At 43.0% G+C, this 15,818-nt stretch carries 17 protein-coding genes; 4 read left to right on the top strand and 13 right to left on the bottom strand.

Features of this window, described 5'->3' with window-relative positions:
* Window positions 1-338: 338 nt before the first annotated feature.
* From ridA to PSE72_RS15480, 4 genes are all read right to left on the bottom strand, one after another.
* A complete protein-coding gene (gene ridA / locus PSE72_RS15495; RefSeq protein ID WP_004907508.1) occupies window positions 339-725 on the bottom strand; it encodes a 2-iminobutanoate/2-iminopropanoate deaminase in 387 nt (128 codons plus the stop codon).
* 162 nt (window positions 726-887) lie between these two features.
* Window positions 888-1,352: an aspartate carbamoyltransferase regulatory subunit gene (pyrI, locus tag PSE72_RS15490; RefSeq protein ID WP_004907509.1), complete on the bottom strand. Its 465-nt coding sequence runs from the start codon at window positions 1,350-1,352 to the stop codon at window positions 888-890.
* 13 nt (window positions 1,353-1,365) lie between these two features.
* Window positions 1,366-2,301: an aspartate carbamoyltransferase gene (pyrB, locus tag PSE72_RS15485; RefSeq protein ID WP_115168082.1), complete on the bottom strand. Its 936-nt coding sequence runs from the start codon at window positions 2,299-2,301 to the stop codon at window positions 1,366-1,368.
* A 34-nt stretch (window positions 2,302-2,335) separates the two neighbouring features.
* Window positions 2,336-2,467, bottom strand: coding sequence for a hypothetical protein (locus tag PSE72_RS15480; protein ID WP_255456629.1), 132 nt, complete (start codon window positions 2,465-2,467; stop codon window positions 2,336-2,338).
* A gap of 276 nt (window positions 2,468-2,743) precedes the next feature.
* Between PSE72_RS15480 and PSE72_RS15475 the strand changes: the two genes are divergently transcribed.
* Window positions 2,744-3,100, top strand: a complete 357-nt coding sequence (locus PSE72_RS15475) for a hypothetical protein (RefSeq protein ID WP_036958764.1) — start codon at window positions 2,744-2,746, stop codon at window positions 3,098-3,100.
* Between the two features lie 61 nt (window positions 3,101-3,161).
* On the opposite strand, the gene phnV is transcribed toward PSE72_RS15475, so the two are convergent.
* The 5 genes from phnV to phnR form a co-directional block, all read right to left on the bottom strand.
* Complete coding sequence (gene phnV / locus PSE72_RS15470) at window positions 3,162-3,959, bottom strand: 2-aminoethylphosphonate ABC transport system, membrane component PhnV (RefSeq protein ID WP_004907512.1); 798 nt, start codon at window positions 3,957-3,959, stop codon at window positions 3,162-3,164.
* Window positions 3,960-3,961: 2 nt separating this feature from the next.
* Complete coding sequence (gene phnU / locus PSE72_RS15465) at window positions 3,962-4,822, bottom strand: 2-aminoethylphosphonate ABC transporter permease subunit (RefSeq protein WP_109912110.1); 861 nt, start codon at window positions 4,820-4,822, stop codon at window positions 3,962-3,964.
* A gap of 1 nt (window position 4,823) precedes the next feature.
* Window positions 4,824-5,933 (bottom strand): 2-aminoethylphosphonate ABC transport system ATP-binding subunit PhnT, encoded by a 1,110-nt coding sequence (gene phnT, locus PSE72_RS15460; RefSeq protein ID WP_115168080.1) that lies wholly within the window; start codon window positions 5,931-5,933, stop codon window positions 4,824-4,826.
* A 6-nt stretch (window positions 5,934-5,939) separates the two neighbouring features.
* Window positions 5,940-6,953, bottom strand: a complete 1,014-nt coding sequence (locus PSE72_RS15455) for a 2-aminoethylphosphonate ABC transporter substrate-binding protein (protein WP_115168079.1) — start codon at window positions 6,951-6,953, stop codon at window positions 5,940-5,942.
* A gap of 127 nt (window positions 6,954-7,080) precedes the next feature.
* Window positions 7,081-7,800 carry a phosphonate utilization transcriptional regulator PhnR gene (gene phnR, locus PSE72_RS15450; protein WP_115168078.1) on the bottom strand — a complete coding sequence of 240 codons (720 nt, stop codon included), beginning with the start codon at window positions 7,798-7,800 and terminating at the stop codon, window positions 7,081-7,083.
* Between the two features lie 138 nt (window positions 7,801-7,938).
* Here phnR and phnW point away from each other — a divergent pair, with 138 nt between their 5' ends.
* Both phnW and phnX read left to right on the top strand, forming a co-directional pair.
* A complete protein-coding gene (gene phnW / locus PSE72_RS15445) occupies window positions 7,939-9,042 on the top strand; it encodes a 2-aminoethylphosphonate--pyruvate transaminase (protein WP_115168077.1) in 1,104 nt (367 codons plus the stop codon).
* A 9-nt stretch (window positions 9,043-9,051) separates the two neighbouring features.
* Window positions 9,052-9,861, top strand: coding sequence for a phosphonoacetaldehyde hydrolase (phnX, locus tag PSE72_RS15440; protein ID WP_115168076.1), 810 nt, complete (start codon window positions 9,052-9,054; stop codon window positions 9,859-9,861).
* A 45-nt stretch (window positions 9,862-9,906) separates the two neighbouring features.
* Here phnX and argF read toward each other — a convergent pair whose 3' ends face one another.
* Window positions 9,907-10,932: an ornithine carbamoyltransferase gene (gene argF, locus PSE72_RS15435; protein WP_109912106.1), complete on the bottom strand. Its 1,026-nt coding sequence runs from the start codon at window positions 10,930-10,932 to the stop codon at window positions 9,907-9,909.
* A gap of 169 nt (window positions 10,933-11,101) precedes the next feature.
* Here argF and rraB point away from each other — a divergent pair, with 169 nt between their 5' ends.
* Window positions 11,102-11,515, top strand: coding sequence for a ribonuclease E inhibitor RraB (gene rraB / locus PSE72_RS15430; RefSeq protein WP_004907524.1), 414 nt, complete (start codon window positions 11,102-11,104; stop codon window positions 11,513-11,515).
* A gap of 68 nt (window positions 11,516-11,583) precedes the next feature.
* On the opposite strand, the gene PSE72_RS15425 is transcribed toward rraB, so the two are convergent.
* The 3 genes from PSE72_RS15425 to PSE72_RS15415 form a co-directional block, all read right to left on the bottom strand.
* Window positions 11,584-12,087, bottom strand: coding sequence for a GNAT family N-acetyltransferase (locus PSE72_RS15425; RefSeq protein ID WP_115168075.1), 504 nt, complete (start codon window positions 12,085-12,087; stop codon window positions 11,584-11,586).
* A 161-nt stretch (window positions 12,088-12,248) separates the two neighbouring features.
* On the bottom strand, window positions 12,249-15,119 hold the full coding sequence (locus tag PSE72_RS15420) for a valine--tRNA ligase (RefSeq protein WP_217007926.1): 2,871 nt from the start codon (window positions 15,117-15,119) through the stop codon (window positions 12,249-12,251).
* 37 nt (window positions 15,120-15,156) lie between these two features.
* Window positions 15,157-15,606, bottom strand: coding sequence for a DNA polymerase III subunit chi (locus tag PSE72_RS15415; RefSeq protein ID WP_110731595.1), 450 nt, complete (start codon window positions 15,604-15,606; stop codon window positions 15,157-15,159).
* Window positions 15,607-15,818 lie beyond the last annotated feature (212 nt).

Below are 15,818 nucleotides of genomic sequence, written 5' to 3'. Positions count from 1 at the left end.
TACTATATGTTGTGTCAATTGGTGTAATTAAAGCACAATATGTGGGATATTGCTTTTATTTAGATCGCCAACATTTGATTTAAAACAAAGAAAAAAATAATTTGTATGAAGATCAAAAGCGCAGAGGAAATAAATCTTTTCAGTTACTAGGATTCATTTTAATAATGCAAATAAAGTGTATGTAATCGAATTTCCATCAGCGGAAAACGGGAAAAGTAGAGTTATAGTGTACAATCGGGAAGTTTTATGAGGACGGTAATACGTTTGGGGTGACAAAATCAGCGGGAAAAATAAAGACACCCCACTCAAAGCATGGGGTGTTTGGCTCGAACTAATCGTTATTTACGTACTGCGATTGCTTCGATTTCAATTTTTACGTCTTTTGGCAGACGAGCAACTTCAACACAAGAGCGAGCTGGGAATGGTGCATTATGTTGCTTGAAAAACTCTTCATAGGTGGCATTCACTGTCGCGAAGTCATTTAAATCTTTTACAAATACCGTTGTTTTCACGATATTAGCCGCACTTAAGCCAGCTTTTTCTAAAATTGCTTTTACGTTAGCCAGTGATTGGCGAGTTTGTGCTGCGATATCTTCAGGCACTTCACCGGTTTTAGGGTCAACAGGGATTTGACCTGATGTGATAACCATACTACCCAAATCTACGCCTTGAACGTAAGGACCGATCGCTGCTGGTGCGTTTTCTGTATTGATTTCGTATGACATAACTACTCCGTTTCATCACGTAAAGAGAAAATACTCATCATGTGGCAAGCCACAGCAGTGTTTGTGGCTTGGTGTGACTTTGAGTATAACTTTATGGGGTATTAGGCGCTATTATAAACATGGATTGCACCTAGACAACACCGCAGTCTACGCAAAAACAACTTACTGGTTATTGATCACAGCGTCTCTATCGAACTCTTTTTCGCAGAATTTACACGTCAGTGCGACTTCTTTGCCGATTTTTTTCACTCGGAAACTGCTTGATACGGGCTCATTATGGCTAATACAGTTGCTATTTGGGCAAATTAACACATTGTCGATATACTGAGGCAGTGTGAGTTCAAGCTTTTCGACCACTTGGTAATCTTCAATGCGATTCACAGTGGCTTCAGGGGCATACATAGCTAATTGGTTAGCTTGCTCAGGAGTTAAAAAGGTATTTTCAATTTTGATAATATCTTTCTTGCCTAAGTTGCTTGAAGGTAAATTTAAACCAATGGTGATGCGCTCATCCGTTTTGGTCAGTTTGAACAGTTTGAGTAATTTGAAGCCAATTTGAGCAGGAATGTGGTCAATCACTGTACCGTGGCTGATTGCTTCAACTTGTAATTTATGGTCGTGTGTCATGATGATTTCCTCCTCAGATAGCCAATTCTTTATTTAAAACTAGTGATAGCAATGCTTGCCTTGCATAAATCCCATTGCCTGCTTGTTGAAAATAATAAGCATATGGGGTGCTATCTACATCAACCGCGATTTCATCAACTCGAGGTAATGGATGTAAGACTTTTAAATTCGGTTTTGCACAATGCAGGTCAGCGGCACTTAAAATAAATTGGGCTTTCACATTCGCGTATTCAGAAGGGTCGAGACGCTCTTTTTGTACGCGAGTCATATACAGAATGTCGAGTTCTGGCATCACTTCATCAATGTTATTGTGCAGGCTGTAGGTTGCGCCTTTTTCTTCTAAGATGTGCAGAATATGGTTTGGCATTGAAAGCGCTTCGGGAGCAATAAAGTAGAAGTGATTACCTTCAAATTTAGACAGTGCTTGTGTAAGAGAATGCACGGTTCTACCATATTTTAAGTCACCAACCATGGCAATTTGTAGGTTCTCTAAACGGCCTTGCGTTTCTTGGATAGTAAACAAGTCGAGTAATGTTTGCGTTGGATGCTGGTTCGAGCCATCGCCTGCATTAATGACAGGAATATGGCCTGCAAACTGGCTAGCGAGGCGAGCGGCACCTTCTTGCGGATGGCGCATGACGATAGCATCCACATATTGGCTGATAACAGAGATAGTATCGGCCAATGTTTCCCCTTTTTTACCGAGGGAGGTGTTGGTGCTGTCAGAAAAGCCAACAACAGAAGCGCCTAAACGGTGGATAGCTGTTTCAAATGACAAGCGCGTGCGTGTCGAGGCCTCAAAGAAACAACTTGCGATAACTTTATGTTTTAGGAACTCGGGTTGTGGCTGCTTTTTTAATGAAGCAGCGACGTTAAGTACTAATTCAAGATCTGAACGGTTTAAATCATTAATCGAGATGATATCGCGGTGGTATAAAGGGTTCGGCATTGTTGTTCTCCTGTGTCAGCAAGACATATTAGGTCTATAGGCCAAAAAAAAGCCCCTCATTGAGGGGCTTTTTTATAAATAAGAAGGGGAAAAACAGGCTGTCCAGACCGCCAGAAGGCAGTGCAGTGGAGGTGTTCTCTGTAAAAAATAGAGCAGCAACGTTCATGGTTTCTCCCGGCAAATTGTGGCGCATTATACGCATCTGATTCCATGACGCAAGCGTTTGCATAAAGAAAAATACATTTTTTTTATTTTTGCGTTTTGGTTAATATTTGAACTAACTGAAAAATGGGAGAAATAGTATCTCTCAATAGGGAATGCGCTGAGTATTGGTGTTTTTTAAACCAAAATTAAATCACATGATTGAATATACAGTACATTTATTTACACTTATTTTATGTGCGAGTAAGATAATTTTTCTTTTTAATTAAATATGATCATTATGAAATCACGACTTTTTATTCTATTGGCATTCCTTCTCTCTGGCTGTTCATCTGTTTGGGTACCTGTTTCCGGCGGTTCAAAATTCACTCAAGCTGAGGCGAATGCAGTTTGTAAACCTGAAGCCCTTCATTTGTACCCAATCAAAAATGAAGTTGCGCAGCGCTCTGTTATGTCTTATGTCGAAAAAAAATGCAAAAAAGATGATGATTGTGGCAAAGACAAAACTTATAAAGAACAAACACCAGTTATGGAAAGCTATGTGATTGATGTCAATGAAGACACCCGTAATAATTATTACTTGGAATGCATGGTATCCAAAGGCTGGACAAAAAAAGATAAGTATATGTGGGAATAGCATACAAGTAGCTAAATAGCCCAGTAGGCAGGGTTTACTTGGCTATTTAGCATGACAAGGTTTATTTTTGCCCGAGTCTTTTCGCTACTTTCTCTAATTTCATCATTAGTAATAATGTAATCGAAACTAATACAATCGTTAGTGCCGAACCATCTGCAATATTTCCTCTATCGGTTAAACTGAAAATTGAAACAGGTAATGTCGCCCAGCCGGGGGGATATAACATCATCGTGGCGCCAAGTTCCCCTAAAGACAGTGAGAGGCTTAATGCTAATGCTGAAATCATCCATGGCATCAAGAGTGGTAAGGTCACATGGCATAAACGATACCAAGGGGAAGCGCCTAAGCTAAAAGCTACGTTTTCTATATCGGGAGAAATACGTGCTAAGCCAGTGGAAACATTGCTAAAAGTAAAAGCCGAAATCAACACAAAATGGGCACTAAATACAATCCAAAAGGTGCCGTTCATCTGTAAATAGCCTTGGCTGAATGCCACAAGGATCCCAAGCCCGATAGAAACAGAAGGAATGGCGCTGGGGAGGTAAAATGCAATACTCAGCCACTTTTGTATTTTCCCACTGTGTCTTCTTAATGCTAACGCAGCCCAAAGCCCACAAAACAGCGCAAATAGACTGGCACTAAAACCAACCACTAGGCTGGATAACATGGCGTCCCAAGCTGGCCCACTAAATGCGTTCACAAAATGTTCAAAAGTAAAGCCTGAAGGCAAAATGCCATTCCATTGGCGGCTGAAACTCGACATTAAAATCATCACTAAAGGCAGTAAAAACAATAAACTAAATAAGCTGATGGCAATGATAGTAGCAGTAACTCGTCCTTTTTTAGACCAAATCAACATAATTAATTCCTTACCCCAAGACGAGTGGTTGCCATTCTGTAGAGAAAAAATAACCCGAGTGAAAGCAAGATGTTAATTAAGGCAATCATGCATGCTACGGCATAATCTGACTCTAATATTGCCTTGCTATAGACCATCATCGGTAAGGTATTGACGCCTTTCGCCCCGATAAACAGTACGATGCCAAATTCATTGGTGGTTAACAGCAGGCACAGGCTACCCCCTGCTAATAGAGCGGGAAGTGCTGCAGGGAAAATAACTTGCGCGATAACCCGTGCAGGATGTGCGCCTAAAATACTGGCGGCTTCTAATTGGCTCTTGTCGATTTGGCGCAGTGCCGCCATAAGGGGACGCATCACCAAAGGGGTAAAAACGGTAATTTCTGCTAAGATCACGCCATGAATTGAATAAAGGAACTCAACGGGCGGCAATTCGAAATCAAACAATGCCATCAAGGTGCCATTGAGTAGCCCTGCAGAACCATAAATGAAGGTAAAAGCGAGTGTAATCAAAAAGGTCGGTAGAGCAATAAAAGTATCAATCACTTGCGTGATAAAACGACTTCCCGGGAAAGGAATAAACACTAAGATCAGTGATAAGATACTACCTATCACAAGGCAACCTAAAGTGGCCAAAATGGCGATGTAGAGTGTGTTCCATAACCCATTAATAAAGCGCTTTGACTCAATAAGTTGCCAAAATGCGTCTAACCCCCATTTTCCCGCCTCATTTTGTAGTGCTTGTTGCGCTATCAACAATAAGGGATAAAAAAACAGCGTAGCTAACACCAGTAATGGCGGTAATATCCAATAAATGGGCTTTATCGTTATTGATGAACCTTTTGGCACGCTAATATGTGACATGTTATTCCTCAATTAAAACGGTATCAGCTGGTGAAAACCATAAGGTGAGTTTATCGCCGATTTTGGGCGGTGAGGCCAAATGGGTGATGGCAACACTCACGGTTTCACCCGCAACATCACAAATTAAATGCGTTAAATCCCCCTGCCAACGAATAGACGTTAATGTGGCTTGTAATTGATTGGTGGTATTGGCGTTTTGTACTAGCGTAATGTGTTGTGGGCGGATACACACCCATTTGTGGGTGCCAGCTCGCATACCTAATGTATGAGCTTCCAGCAATGTTCCACCACAACTGACATTTACTTTTCCGGGAGTTGTTGAAAAGCCAAGTGCTGTCGCGGCTAGAATATTGGCTCGGCCTAAAAACTCAGCTGCAAAACGGTTGGGGGGGCAGTGATATAAGGCATTTTTCTCACCATGTGCGACTAAATAGCCATCTTTCATAATGCCAATTTTATCACCAAGCGCGAGAGCTTCCGTTTGGTCATGGGTCACATAAAGAATGGTTAAATCAGGTAGTTCACGGTGTAACCGGGCGATTTCTTCAACCATATTATGGCGAATTTGCGCATCTAGCGCGGAAAGTGGTTCGTCGAGTAACAGAACACGAGGCCTTACGGCAATCGCTCTAGCAATCGCCACTCGCTGTTGCTGACCTCCTGAAAGTTGGTGAGGGTAGCGGGTTGCGTAATCCGTCATTCCGACGATTTTAAGGGCTTCAACGACTCGCTCATTAATGAGTGCTTTAGGTCGTTTTTGAGCTCGTAAGCCAAATGCCACATTTTCTTCCACTTTCATGTGGGGAAATAATGCGTAGTTTTGTACAACCATACCAAGTCCACGTTGGTAGGGGGGAAGGTGGGTGATATCCATATCACCTAATAAGATGCGCCCGCTATCAGGTTGAGCAAACCCGGCAATAGCACGTAATACCGTGGTTTTCCCCGATCCTGAAGGGCCGATTAAGACGAGTATTTCACCGGGGTCGATAGTGAGATCCAAGGGTTTCAATACCACATTGTTGTGGTAGGACACCCGCAAAGACTCGAGTTTGATCCCTGAGTGCTCGTTTTGCTGCATTGCAGTAGTGGCTTTTCGTTTCATCAACATCACAAGTTACTCACCATCAGTGACTTTTTGCCAACGTGAAATATCATCGGATAGGGAAACTTCAACTTCATTCCAATTAGGCTGCCAGGTTTTCACACCGTCTAACATTTGGACAGCAGTGTGGTATTGCTTATCAGATGGTGTGATATCTGAACGAACAGGCATTCCCCATGAAAGCTCACTGACCCGGCTTTGTGAGGGTTTATCTAAAAGGAAATTAATCAGCTTTTTGCCGTTTTCTGTTTCAGGGGCGTTGTTAACTAAGCCGATAACATAAGGTAAAACCAGTGCACTACGTTCCCCATTGGCATCTTTTGGCCAGAAAATTTGGACATTCGGGTTACGTGCCATTTGAGATAAATTCATTTGTAAGTCGCCATTAGCGACATACAGTTCCCCTTTATTGACAAGTGCGGTGAGTTTACCTGTGGAGGCCGATGGGCCAACGTTATTAGCCTGCAATTTACCGAGGTAATCAAACCCTGCATCTTTGCCATTAAAACTGTGGAAAACTTGTAACATCACTGCGGTGCCGTCCCCTGCTTGTCCCGGTGTTGAATATTGCAGTTTATTATTAAAGCGAGAATCGAGTAGGGAGTCCCAATTTTCAGGAGGAGACTTAAGCAGTTTAGCGTTATAGATAAAGGTCAGGTAATTATTGACTAACGGTGTGTAATAGTGATTGGAATTAGGAATATTTGCTGCATTTTCTGGCGTAAATTCAGCTAATAACTGGTTTTTTGCGGCACGTTGAATAAAGGGAGGAACAGTAATCAGCACATCGGCTTGTGGATTGGTACGCTCTTTAGAGAGCCTTTCAACTATCGCCCCTGAACCACTTTCGACATACTGTACTTTGATACCGGTTTGTTTGGTAAATGCTTCGAACTGATTTTTATACCAACTGTTGTTGCCATCGTGAAGCCCATCAGCGGAGTAAACAGTCACAACATCAGCAGCAAAAACAGAGGTAGAGCAAAGGGTTGCCATTAATAGGCCAGCTAAGTAGGTGCGTTTCATGGTTTTCTCCTGTTAAGGTAAAATGTATTCTGGTATATACCAGATGTTTTTTACGCTAACGGGTTTATATGACAGAAAGATGAAATGCAGATAAATAGCTAAAATTATTTTCTATAGGCAGAAATAATCACAAAGTATCGACTTCGATGCGCAAGCTATCATGACGCCAGTACTCAACATCATAATCTAAAATTCGGCCATGTTGGTCATAGTTTAAGCGCTGCAACAATAGGGCTGGGCGACCAACGGTAACCCCCAGTGCTTGTGCTGCTTGCGCCGGCATTGCTGTTGGGTAAAAAGACAAATGCATGCTGGTATAAATTAAATTGAAATGGGCTTCGTATACCTCCGTTAGGCTGCCATTGAGATCGTAACGTAGCAGCTCAGGAACGCGAGCAGGTAAGCAATGGTTTTCACAGTAACAAACAGGTCTGTCATCAGCAAAACGTAGGCGGGTGAGTAAATAAATTTGTTCAAATGATTGAAGTTTTAAGGATGTCATCGCTTCGAGAGGAACGGGAATGACTTTTCCATCCAGTAAGACTGTCTTCGGTTGGCGACCTTGTTCAAGGCAAAGTTTATGGAAATTGGTATTTTGGGTTGGATCTAACCAGAGGCGCTCAGGTGTGACAAACCAACCGCGGCGTTCAGAGCGGTAAATGACTCCACTGGATTCTAACTGCGCCAAACTTTCGCGAATAGTGACGCGAGTAGTATTGAAAATGGCGCAAAGTTCGCGTTCAGAGGGGAGTTTATCCCCACATTTTAACGAACCATTTTGAATCCTTTCCTGTAATTGGGCTTTGATAAGCAAGTATTGTGGGGTTTCATCCGCTGATAATTTCATGGTTATTTCCTATCATTGTTTCAATCATATTATACATAGTTATATGAATTTTTTGTTTCACGCACACTTTTCCTTTGACCTTTTGAGTCGCCTACGACCATTATAATAGCAATCTGGTATAGACCAAAGGTGAATTGAATGACAAACAATAATTATTTGCTATTAACACCGGGACCGCTCACGACATCTAAAACGGTGAAGGAAGCCATGTTGTTTGATAGCTGCACATGGGATGATGATTACAATTTAGGCGTTGTACAACATATTCGCCAACAATTAGTGGCACTGGCAACGGCCAACGCAGGGTATTCATCGGTACTACTTCAAGGAAGTGGAAGCTATGCGGTTGAAGCTGTTTTAGGTAGTGCTATCGGCGATAAAGAGAAAGTTTTGATTATCAGTAATGGCGCCTATGGTGTTCGAATGGCACAAATGGCCCAAGGCTTAGGTGTTGCCCATTGTGTTTATGATTGTGGTGAAGTAGCTTTGCCTGATCTGCAACGGGTCGAGCAGTTATTACAACAAGATAATCAAATCACTCATATTGCGATGGTACATTGTGAAACCACGACTGGGATTTTAAACCCGATAGAGAAAATCGCGAAGTTAGCGAAACAGTATCAAAAATGTTATATCGTGGATGCAATGAGCAGTTTTGGCGGGATCCCCATGGATATTGCTGAGCTTAACATTGATTTTCTCATTAGTTCGGCAAATAAGTGTATTCAGGGAGTTCCGGGGTTTGCTTTTGTCATTGCTCGTGCTGATGCACTTGAGGTCTGTAAAGGGCGTTCCCGTTCATTATCGCTAGATTTGTATGCGCAGTGGCGCTGTATGGAAGATTTCCATGGTAAATGGCGTTTTACTTCTCCAACCCATACGGTATTAGCATTTGCCCAAGCACTTAAAGAGTTAGCTGAAGAAGGTGGCGTAGCCGCGCGTTTTCAACGTTATCGACAAAATCAACACAAGCTGGTGGTTGGTATGCGTCAATTGGGTTTTACCACATTGTTAGAAGATGGTCTCCATTCGCCGATTATCACCGCATTTTACTCACCAAATTCGCCTGATTACCAATTCAAGCAATTTTATCAAAGTTTAAAATCACAAGGCTTTGTTATTTATCCGGGCAAGGTCTCGCAAAGTGATTGTTTCCGCATTGGAAACATTGGTGAAGTTTATGAAAAAGACATTGATGCCTTGTTGGTAGCAATAGAAAAAGCCATTTACTGGGAAAAATAAGGGAAAGAAATGAACCGTATTGAAGCTGTTATTCTTGATTGGGCGGGTACCACTGTTGATTTTGGTTCTTTTGCGCCTACTCAGATTTTCATTGAAGCATTTAAATCTGTGTTCGATATGGATATCACACTGGCTCAAGCGCGCATTCCTATGGGGCTAGGAAAATGGCAGCATATTGAAGCACTGGGTAAATTGCCTGAGGTAGACGCTTTATGGAACGCGAAGTTTGGCCGCTCAATGAGTAGTGAGGATATCGATAAAATCTATGCGGCCTTTATGCCATTGCAAATTGCTAAAGTGGTTGACTTTGCTGCGCCAATCGCTGGAGTTGTCGACACAATTGCTACATTACGCAGCCAAAACATTAAAATTGGTTCTTGTTCAGGTTACCCTCGTGCCGTGATGGAGAAGTTAGTTCCAGCAGCAAAGGTGTTGGGCTATCAACCTGACTACTGGGTCGCGAGCGATGATATTCCCGCGGGTGGGCGACCGGGGCCTTGGATGGCACTTCAGAACGTGATTGAGTTAGGTATCGGCTCCGTATCAGCTTGTATTAAAGTGGATGATGCCGTTCCTGGTATTGAAGAAGGACGTAATGCCGGGATGTGGAGTGTTGGTTTGTCTATCTCGGGTAATGAGTTTGGTAAAACATGGGAAGAGTATCAAGAGATGACTGTAGATACGGTTAACTCGTTAAAACAACAAGCCGCCGAGAAATTGTATGCTGCTGGTGCTCATTATGTGATTGATACGTTAGCGGATTTGCCATCGGTTATTGATTGTATCAATCAGCGTTTGGCGAAAGGTGAACGTCCATAATGATAGGTTACCCTCAACTCATTTGGTTGAGTTGAGGGTAGGAATTTAAAAAACATTAATAGGAAGTTCTGGCGCTAATGTCGCCACCATTACCGCTTTTATGGTATGTAAACGGTTTTCTGCTTGATCAAAGACAATACTGTAAGGAGATTCAAAGACTTCTTCCGTGACTTCTAACCCACCAAACATATTGAATTCTTTAGCAAGTTGCGCTCCCAATGTGGTGTCTTCATTATGGAATGCAGGTAAGCAGTGTAAGAACTTAACATTCGGGTTGCCAGTGAGCTTAATCACATCCATATTCACTTGGTATGGTTTTAATAAATTAATGCGCTGTGCCCATACTTCTTTGGCTTCTCCCATCGATACCCACACGTCGGTATAGATAAAATCGGCATCTTTAACACCTTCGGCGACATCTTCCGTGAGTGTGATTTTCGCACCCGTTTTTTGAGCCAGTGCTTGGCAAGTATTCACTAATTCTTCTTCTGGCCAGCAGCTTTTCGGCGCAACAAGGCGTAAATCTAAACCTGTAAGCGCAGCAGCTTCTAGCATCGAATTCCCCATGTTATTGCGTGCATCACCTAAATAGGCAAATTTAATTTCAGATAATGGTGTATTTGGTCGGTGCTCTTGAATGGTTAGCAGGTCGGCTAATAACTGTGTGGGATGGAATTCGTTAGTTAGTCCATTCCATACAGGCACTCCCGAGTGCGCGGCTAAGAGTTCTACTGTGTTTTGAGCGAACCCACGGTATTGAATGCCGTCATACATCCTGCCCAATACTCGAGCGGTATCTTTCATGGTTTCTTTGTGGCCGATTTGGCTACCAGAAGGCCCTAAATAAGTGACTCTAGCGCCTTGGTCAAATGCACCAACTTCAAATGCACAGCGTGTCCGCGTTGAATCTTTTTCAAAAATAAGCGCAAAGTTTTTACCTGAAAGGAGGGGCTGTTCTGTACCGGCTTTTTTTTCTGATTTTAACCAAGAAGAGAGTTTTAAAAGTGAATGAATTTCGCTAGAAGTAAAATCAAGTAACCTTAGAAAAGGTTTATTATATAGGGGGTTCATAATTGATAGCCTTTTTGTTTTGAATTAATATTCAATTTATATTCATAAAAATTCAAAATCAACCCCCAGCGCAAAAGAAATTATCTTTAAATATATGGTTTCACTGTCAACCGTATGGGAGAATGGCGCAAAGAAAGACGAGCGACAAAGAAACAAAAGGGGTGTGGATATGGTAGATAAAGCTGAATTGGATGCGCAGTACGAAGAAACTCGCTTAATTATCGAAGAATTATTGGAAGATGGCAGCGATCCTGATGCATTGTATGCGATTGAGCATCATTTCTCTGCTGACAACTTTGCACTGTTAGAAAAAGCAGCTGTTGAAGCTTTTAAACTAGGCTATGAAGTCACTGATGCGGAAGAACTCGAAATTGAAACGGGTGAAACCCTGATGTGCTGCGATGTAATCAGTGAAAGCGCCTTAAATGCAGAGCTGATTGATGCGCAAGTTGAACAATTAATGAAACTGGCTGAGAAAATGGGCATCAACTATGATGGTTGGGGCACGTATTTTGAAGACCCAGACGCAGAATATGACGACGAAGACGGTGACGATATCGACCCTGAAGATCGCGTTCATTAATTATTAGTCGCATCATGCAACTGCATAAAAGGATAGCTAAAAACTATCCTTTTTCGTTTAGCGTAGAATTATAATGCCTTTAACATGCGAATTTCACAGTCACTATGACCCGTATTTCCTAACGGTTCATCAATAAATACAAACCCTAATTTTTCATATAACTTAATGGCCGCTTGGAGCTCTTTGGTTGTTTCTAGGTAGCAACGGGTGTAGCCTTGCTGTTTAGCGAACTCCAGAGACATCAGTACGATTTGCTTCGCTAAGCCTTTGCCGCGTAGTACTGAAGATAAATACATTTTCTGTAGTTCTGCTGTTTCGTTATCACCACCAGCAACTTGTGAAACACCGCCACCGCCAACAATTTCGCCATCCATTTCAACCACCCAGTAAGCACTGCGCGGTTTGCTATACACCTCAAATAAGGTATCTAAAATAGGGTCAGCAACGGCAAAGCCTTTGTCCGCAGTTAAGCCATGTTCAGCGGAAACTTCGCGAATAACGGCGGCGATCCCAGGGTTGTCTTGAGGTTGAATTAAACGAACTTTAACGGTTTGGTTTGTGTCTGTTGTCATGGGAACATCTCTTTTATTTGTATTAATTATATTTTTCATTGCGGCATTGGTAGTCGCAATATGTATGATATTGGCACATTTTTAATATTTTCAATACCCTAATACAAAAAAGCCCTGACTCATCAACGACGAGTCAGGGACAGATACTTAAAGCTTAATGATTACAAAGAGGCAATCGTCACTTTTTGTGCTTCAATTTTAGCTTTTGCTTCAATATTGGCAGTTAAGCGTTCACGCTCTTTTTCAACAACGGCAGCAGGCGCACGGCTCACAAAACCTTCGTTTGCCAGTTTGTTTTCAATGGTTTCGATTTCTTTCACCACTTTTTCCAGCTCTTTATCTAAACGAGCCAGTTCCGCGTCTTTATCAACCAGACCCGCCATTGGGATCAGTAACTCAGCACCGCCAACCAGTTTGGTGACAGAAACCGGTGCTTCTTCGCCTTCAGATAGCACGCGGATGCTTTCTAAACGCGCCATTGATTTGATAAAGTTTTGGTTTTCTTCGATACGGCGTTTTGCATCAGCAGAAGCACCACGCAGCATCACATCGAGCGGTTTACCTGGAGAAATATTCATTTCTGCACGAATGTTACGAACGGCAATAATCGCTTCTTTGATCCACTCAAGGTCACTCAGCGCAAGTTCATCCACTTTAGCGGCATCGAACTCAGGGAACGCTTGCAACATAATGGTATCAGCGTCAATACCTTTAACCACTTTAACTCGTTGCCAGATAGTCTCAGTGATAAATGGAATGATTGGGTGAGCAAGGCGCAGTAAGCCTTCCAGCACTTCGATCAGGGTGAAACGCGCTGCACGAACTTGCGCTTCATTACCTTTATGAACTGCAGGTTTAGACAGCTCTAAGTACCAGTCACAGAATTCATTCCATGTGAAATCATACAAAATACCCGCTGCGATATCGTAACGGTGAGTATCTAGCGCTTCACGGTAGGTTTTCACGGTGTGGTTGAATTGTGCCATGATCCAGCGGTCAGCGAGTGAGAAGCTCATTTCACCGCCGTTTTGGCCGCAATCTTGGCCTTCGGTATTCATCAGAACGAAGCGGCTCGCATTCCATAATTTATTACAGAAGTTACGGTAACCGGACAGGCGTTTCATATCCCAGTTGATATCACGACCTGTTGAAGCTAATGCCGCTAAAGTAAAGCGTAGGGCGTCAGTACCGTGGGCTTCAATGCCTTCTGGATATTCTTTACGAGTACGTTTAGCAATTTTTTCAGCCAATTGCGGCTGCATCATGTTGCCAGTGCGTTTTTCAAGTAAGTCTTCTAAAGAAATACCGTCAATCATATCCAGTGGATCAATAACGTTCCCTTTGGATTTCGACATTTTTTGGCCTTCTTCATCACGGATCAAGCCTGTCATGTAAACGGTTTTAAATGGTACTTGTGGTTCACCGTTTTCATCTTTGATGAAATGCATGGTCATCATGATCATACGGGCGATCCAGAAGAAAATAATATCGAAGCCACTGACCAATACATCTGTTGGATGGAAGGTTTTCAGTGCATCGGTATTTTCTGGCCAGCCGAGAGTCGAGAATGTCCACAGACCGGAAGAGAACCACGTATCCAGTACGTCATCATCTTGACGCAGAGCGATATCTGCACCTAAGTTGTTTTCACGACGGACTTCGTCTTCATCACGACCCACATAGACATTGCCTTTTTCGTCATACCATGCAGGAATGCGGTGACCCCACCAAAGTTGGCGAGAAATACACCAGTCTTGAATATCACGCATCCAAGAGAAATACATGTTTTCGTACTGACGAGGAACAAACTGAATACGGCCATCTTCAACGGCTTTAATGGCATCACGAGCTAAAGGCTCGGTACGTACGTACCATTGGTCGGTTAGCATAGGTTCAATAACCACGCCACCACGGTCACCGTAAGGCACTGTTAAGTCATGCGGTTTTACTTCAACCAGCAGGCCAAGTTGTTCGAACTCTGCCACGATAGCTTTACGAGCCGCGAAACGTTCCATCCCACGATACGCTTCTGGCATTTCGCAACTATAAGCCGTAGATGGGTTACCGTTGGTATCGAAAACCTCTGCTTCGTTACGAACGTTACCGTCTAAATCCATCATGTTAATCATCGTTAACTGATGGCGTTTACCAACTTCATAGTCATTAAAGTCATGAGCTGGCGTGATTTTCACACAGCCGGTGCCTTTTTCCATGTCGGCGTGTTCATCACCCACAATTGGGATACGGCGGTTAACGATTGGCAGAATAATTTCTTTGCCAATTAAATCTTTATAGCGTGGATCTTCAGGGTTAACTGCAACACCAGTGTCCCCTAGCATGGTTTCAGGACGAGTGGTCGCGACCACTAAGTAGTCTTTGCCTTCAGCGGTTTTTGCACCGTCAGCCAGTGGGTAGCGCAGGTGCCACATAGAACCTTTAACTTCACGGTTTTCAACTTCTAAGTCAGAAATTGCCGTGTGCAGTTTCGGGTCCCAGTTGACTAAGCGTTTGCCACGATAAATTAAGTTTTCTTTATAGAGACGAACGAATGCTTCTTTAACAGCTTTAGATAAGCCTTCATCCATGGTAAAACGCTCGCGATCCCAATCAACAGAGTCGCCTAAACGGCGCATTTGTTGTGAAATTGTACCGCCAGATTCCGCTTTCCATTCCCAGATTTTGTCAATGAACGCATCGCGGCCGTAGTCGTGACGGTTTTTACCTTCTTCGGCTGCAATTTTTCGCTCAACGACCATCTGAGTTGCAATACCCGCATGGTCTGTTCCCGTTTGCCATAAGGTATTTTTACCTTGCATACGCTGGTAGCGGATCATGGTATCCATGATAGTTTGCTGGAAGGCATGCCCCATGTGCAGGCTACCAGTGACGTTCGGTGGCGGAATGACGACACAGAAGCTGTCTTGGGTGGTATCCCCATTAGGTTTAAAATAACCGCTTTTCTCCCAGTGAGCATACAGTGACTGCTCAATCTCTGCGGGGTTATATGTTTTATCGAGCGAGGGCTCATTCATTGGGCTATCTGGTTTCTTTTCCATTATCTTTTTGTATTCAGTAAGTTGGCGGCGTCGCCATAGTCAAATTGAAGCCGACGCTACGGTACGTTTTATACCGTTCACGCGCCAACTGTTTTAAAGTTTCATCAATAGGTACGAAGTCTATCACTTCATGGAAAGCCGTGGCAAAATCTGCGAACTGATTTTGTAAATTAATCAGTATATCGCGAGGTGTTGTGCCTCTTTTGGCCGGCCAGCAAATTTCAATCGGTGCACCATAACGCGGGCCTTCCCCTGCCAAATTATGCGGGACAAACTGGTGTGGATCACGCTGCCAAAGGGCCTCATCAATCTTTTCTGCTTGTAGCTGTGTTTCGCAAGCAACCAAAACACGCTTTCCACTGCGCCACATCTGAGCGGCGAGCTCACAAGCTAACCATTCATGGGCTTCAAGTTCAGAATGTGGTGATGTCTGTTCTAGTTGGTAAAATGTACCTTTTTTCATATACCCGTCATACTTCAATTTGTAGGGGTGTTGGCTACGCGCTTTCGCCTCCCAAGGCCTCAATTGCTTGCCGCCTACCTACAAACTGAATTATTTAGGGTATAGCGTAAATTGCCATACTTCAATTTGTAGGGGTGTTGGTTAAGTTTTTTGGTGGCATAGCTCAAAATTATTTCTATGTTGAATTATAACCTTTTTTATTGCTGCCTCAA

This window comes from Providencia sp. PROV116, assembly GCF_028482485.1.
Lineage (GTDB): Bacteria > Pseudomonadota > Gammaproteobacteria > Enterobacterales > Enterobacteriaceae > Providencia > Providencia rettgeri.
This window is presented reverse-complemented; position numbering and strand designations above follow the sequence as displayed.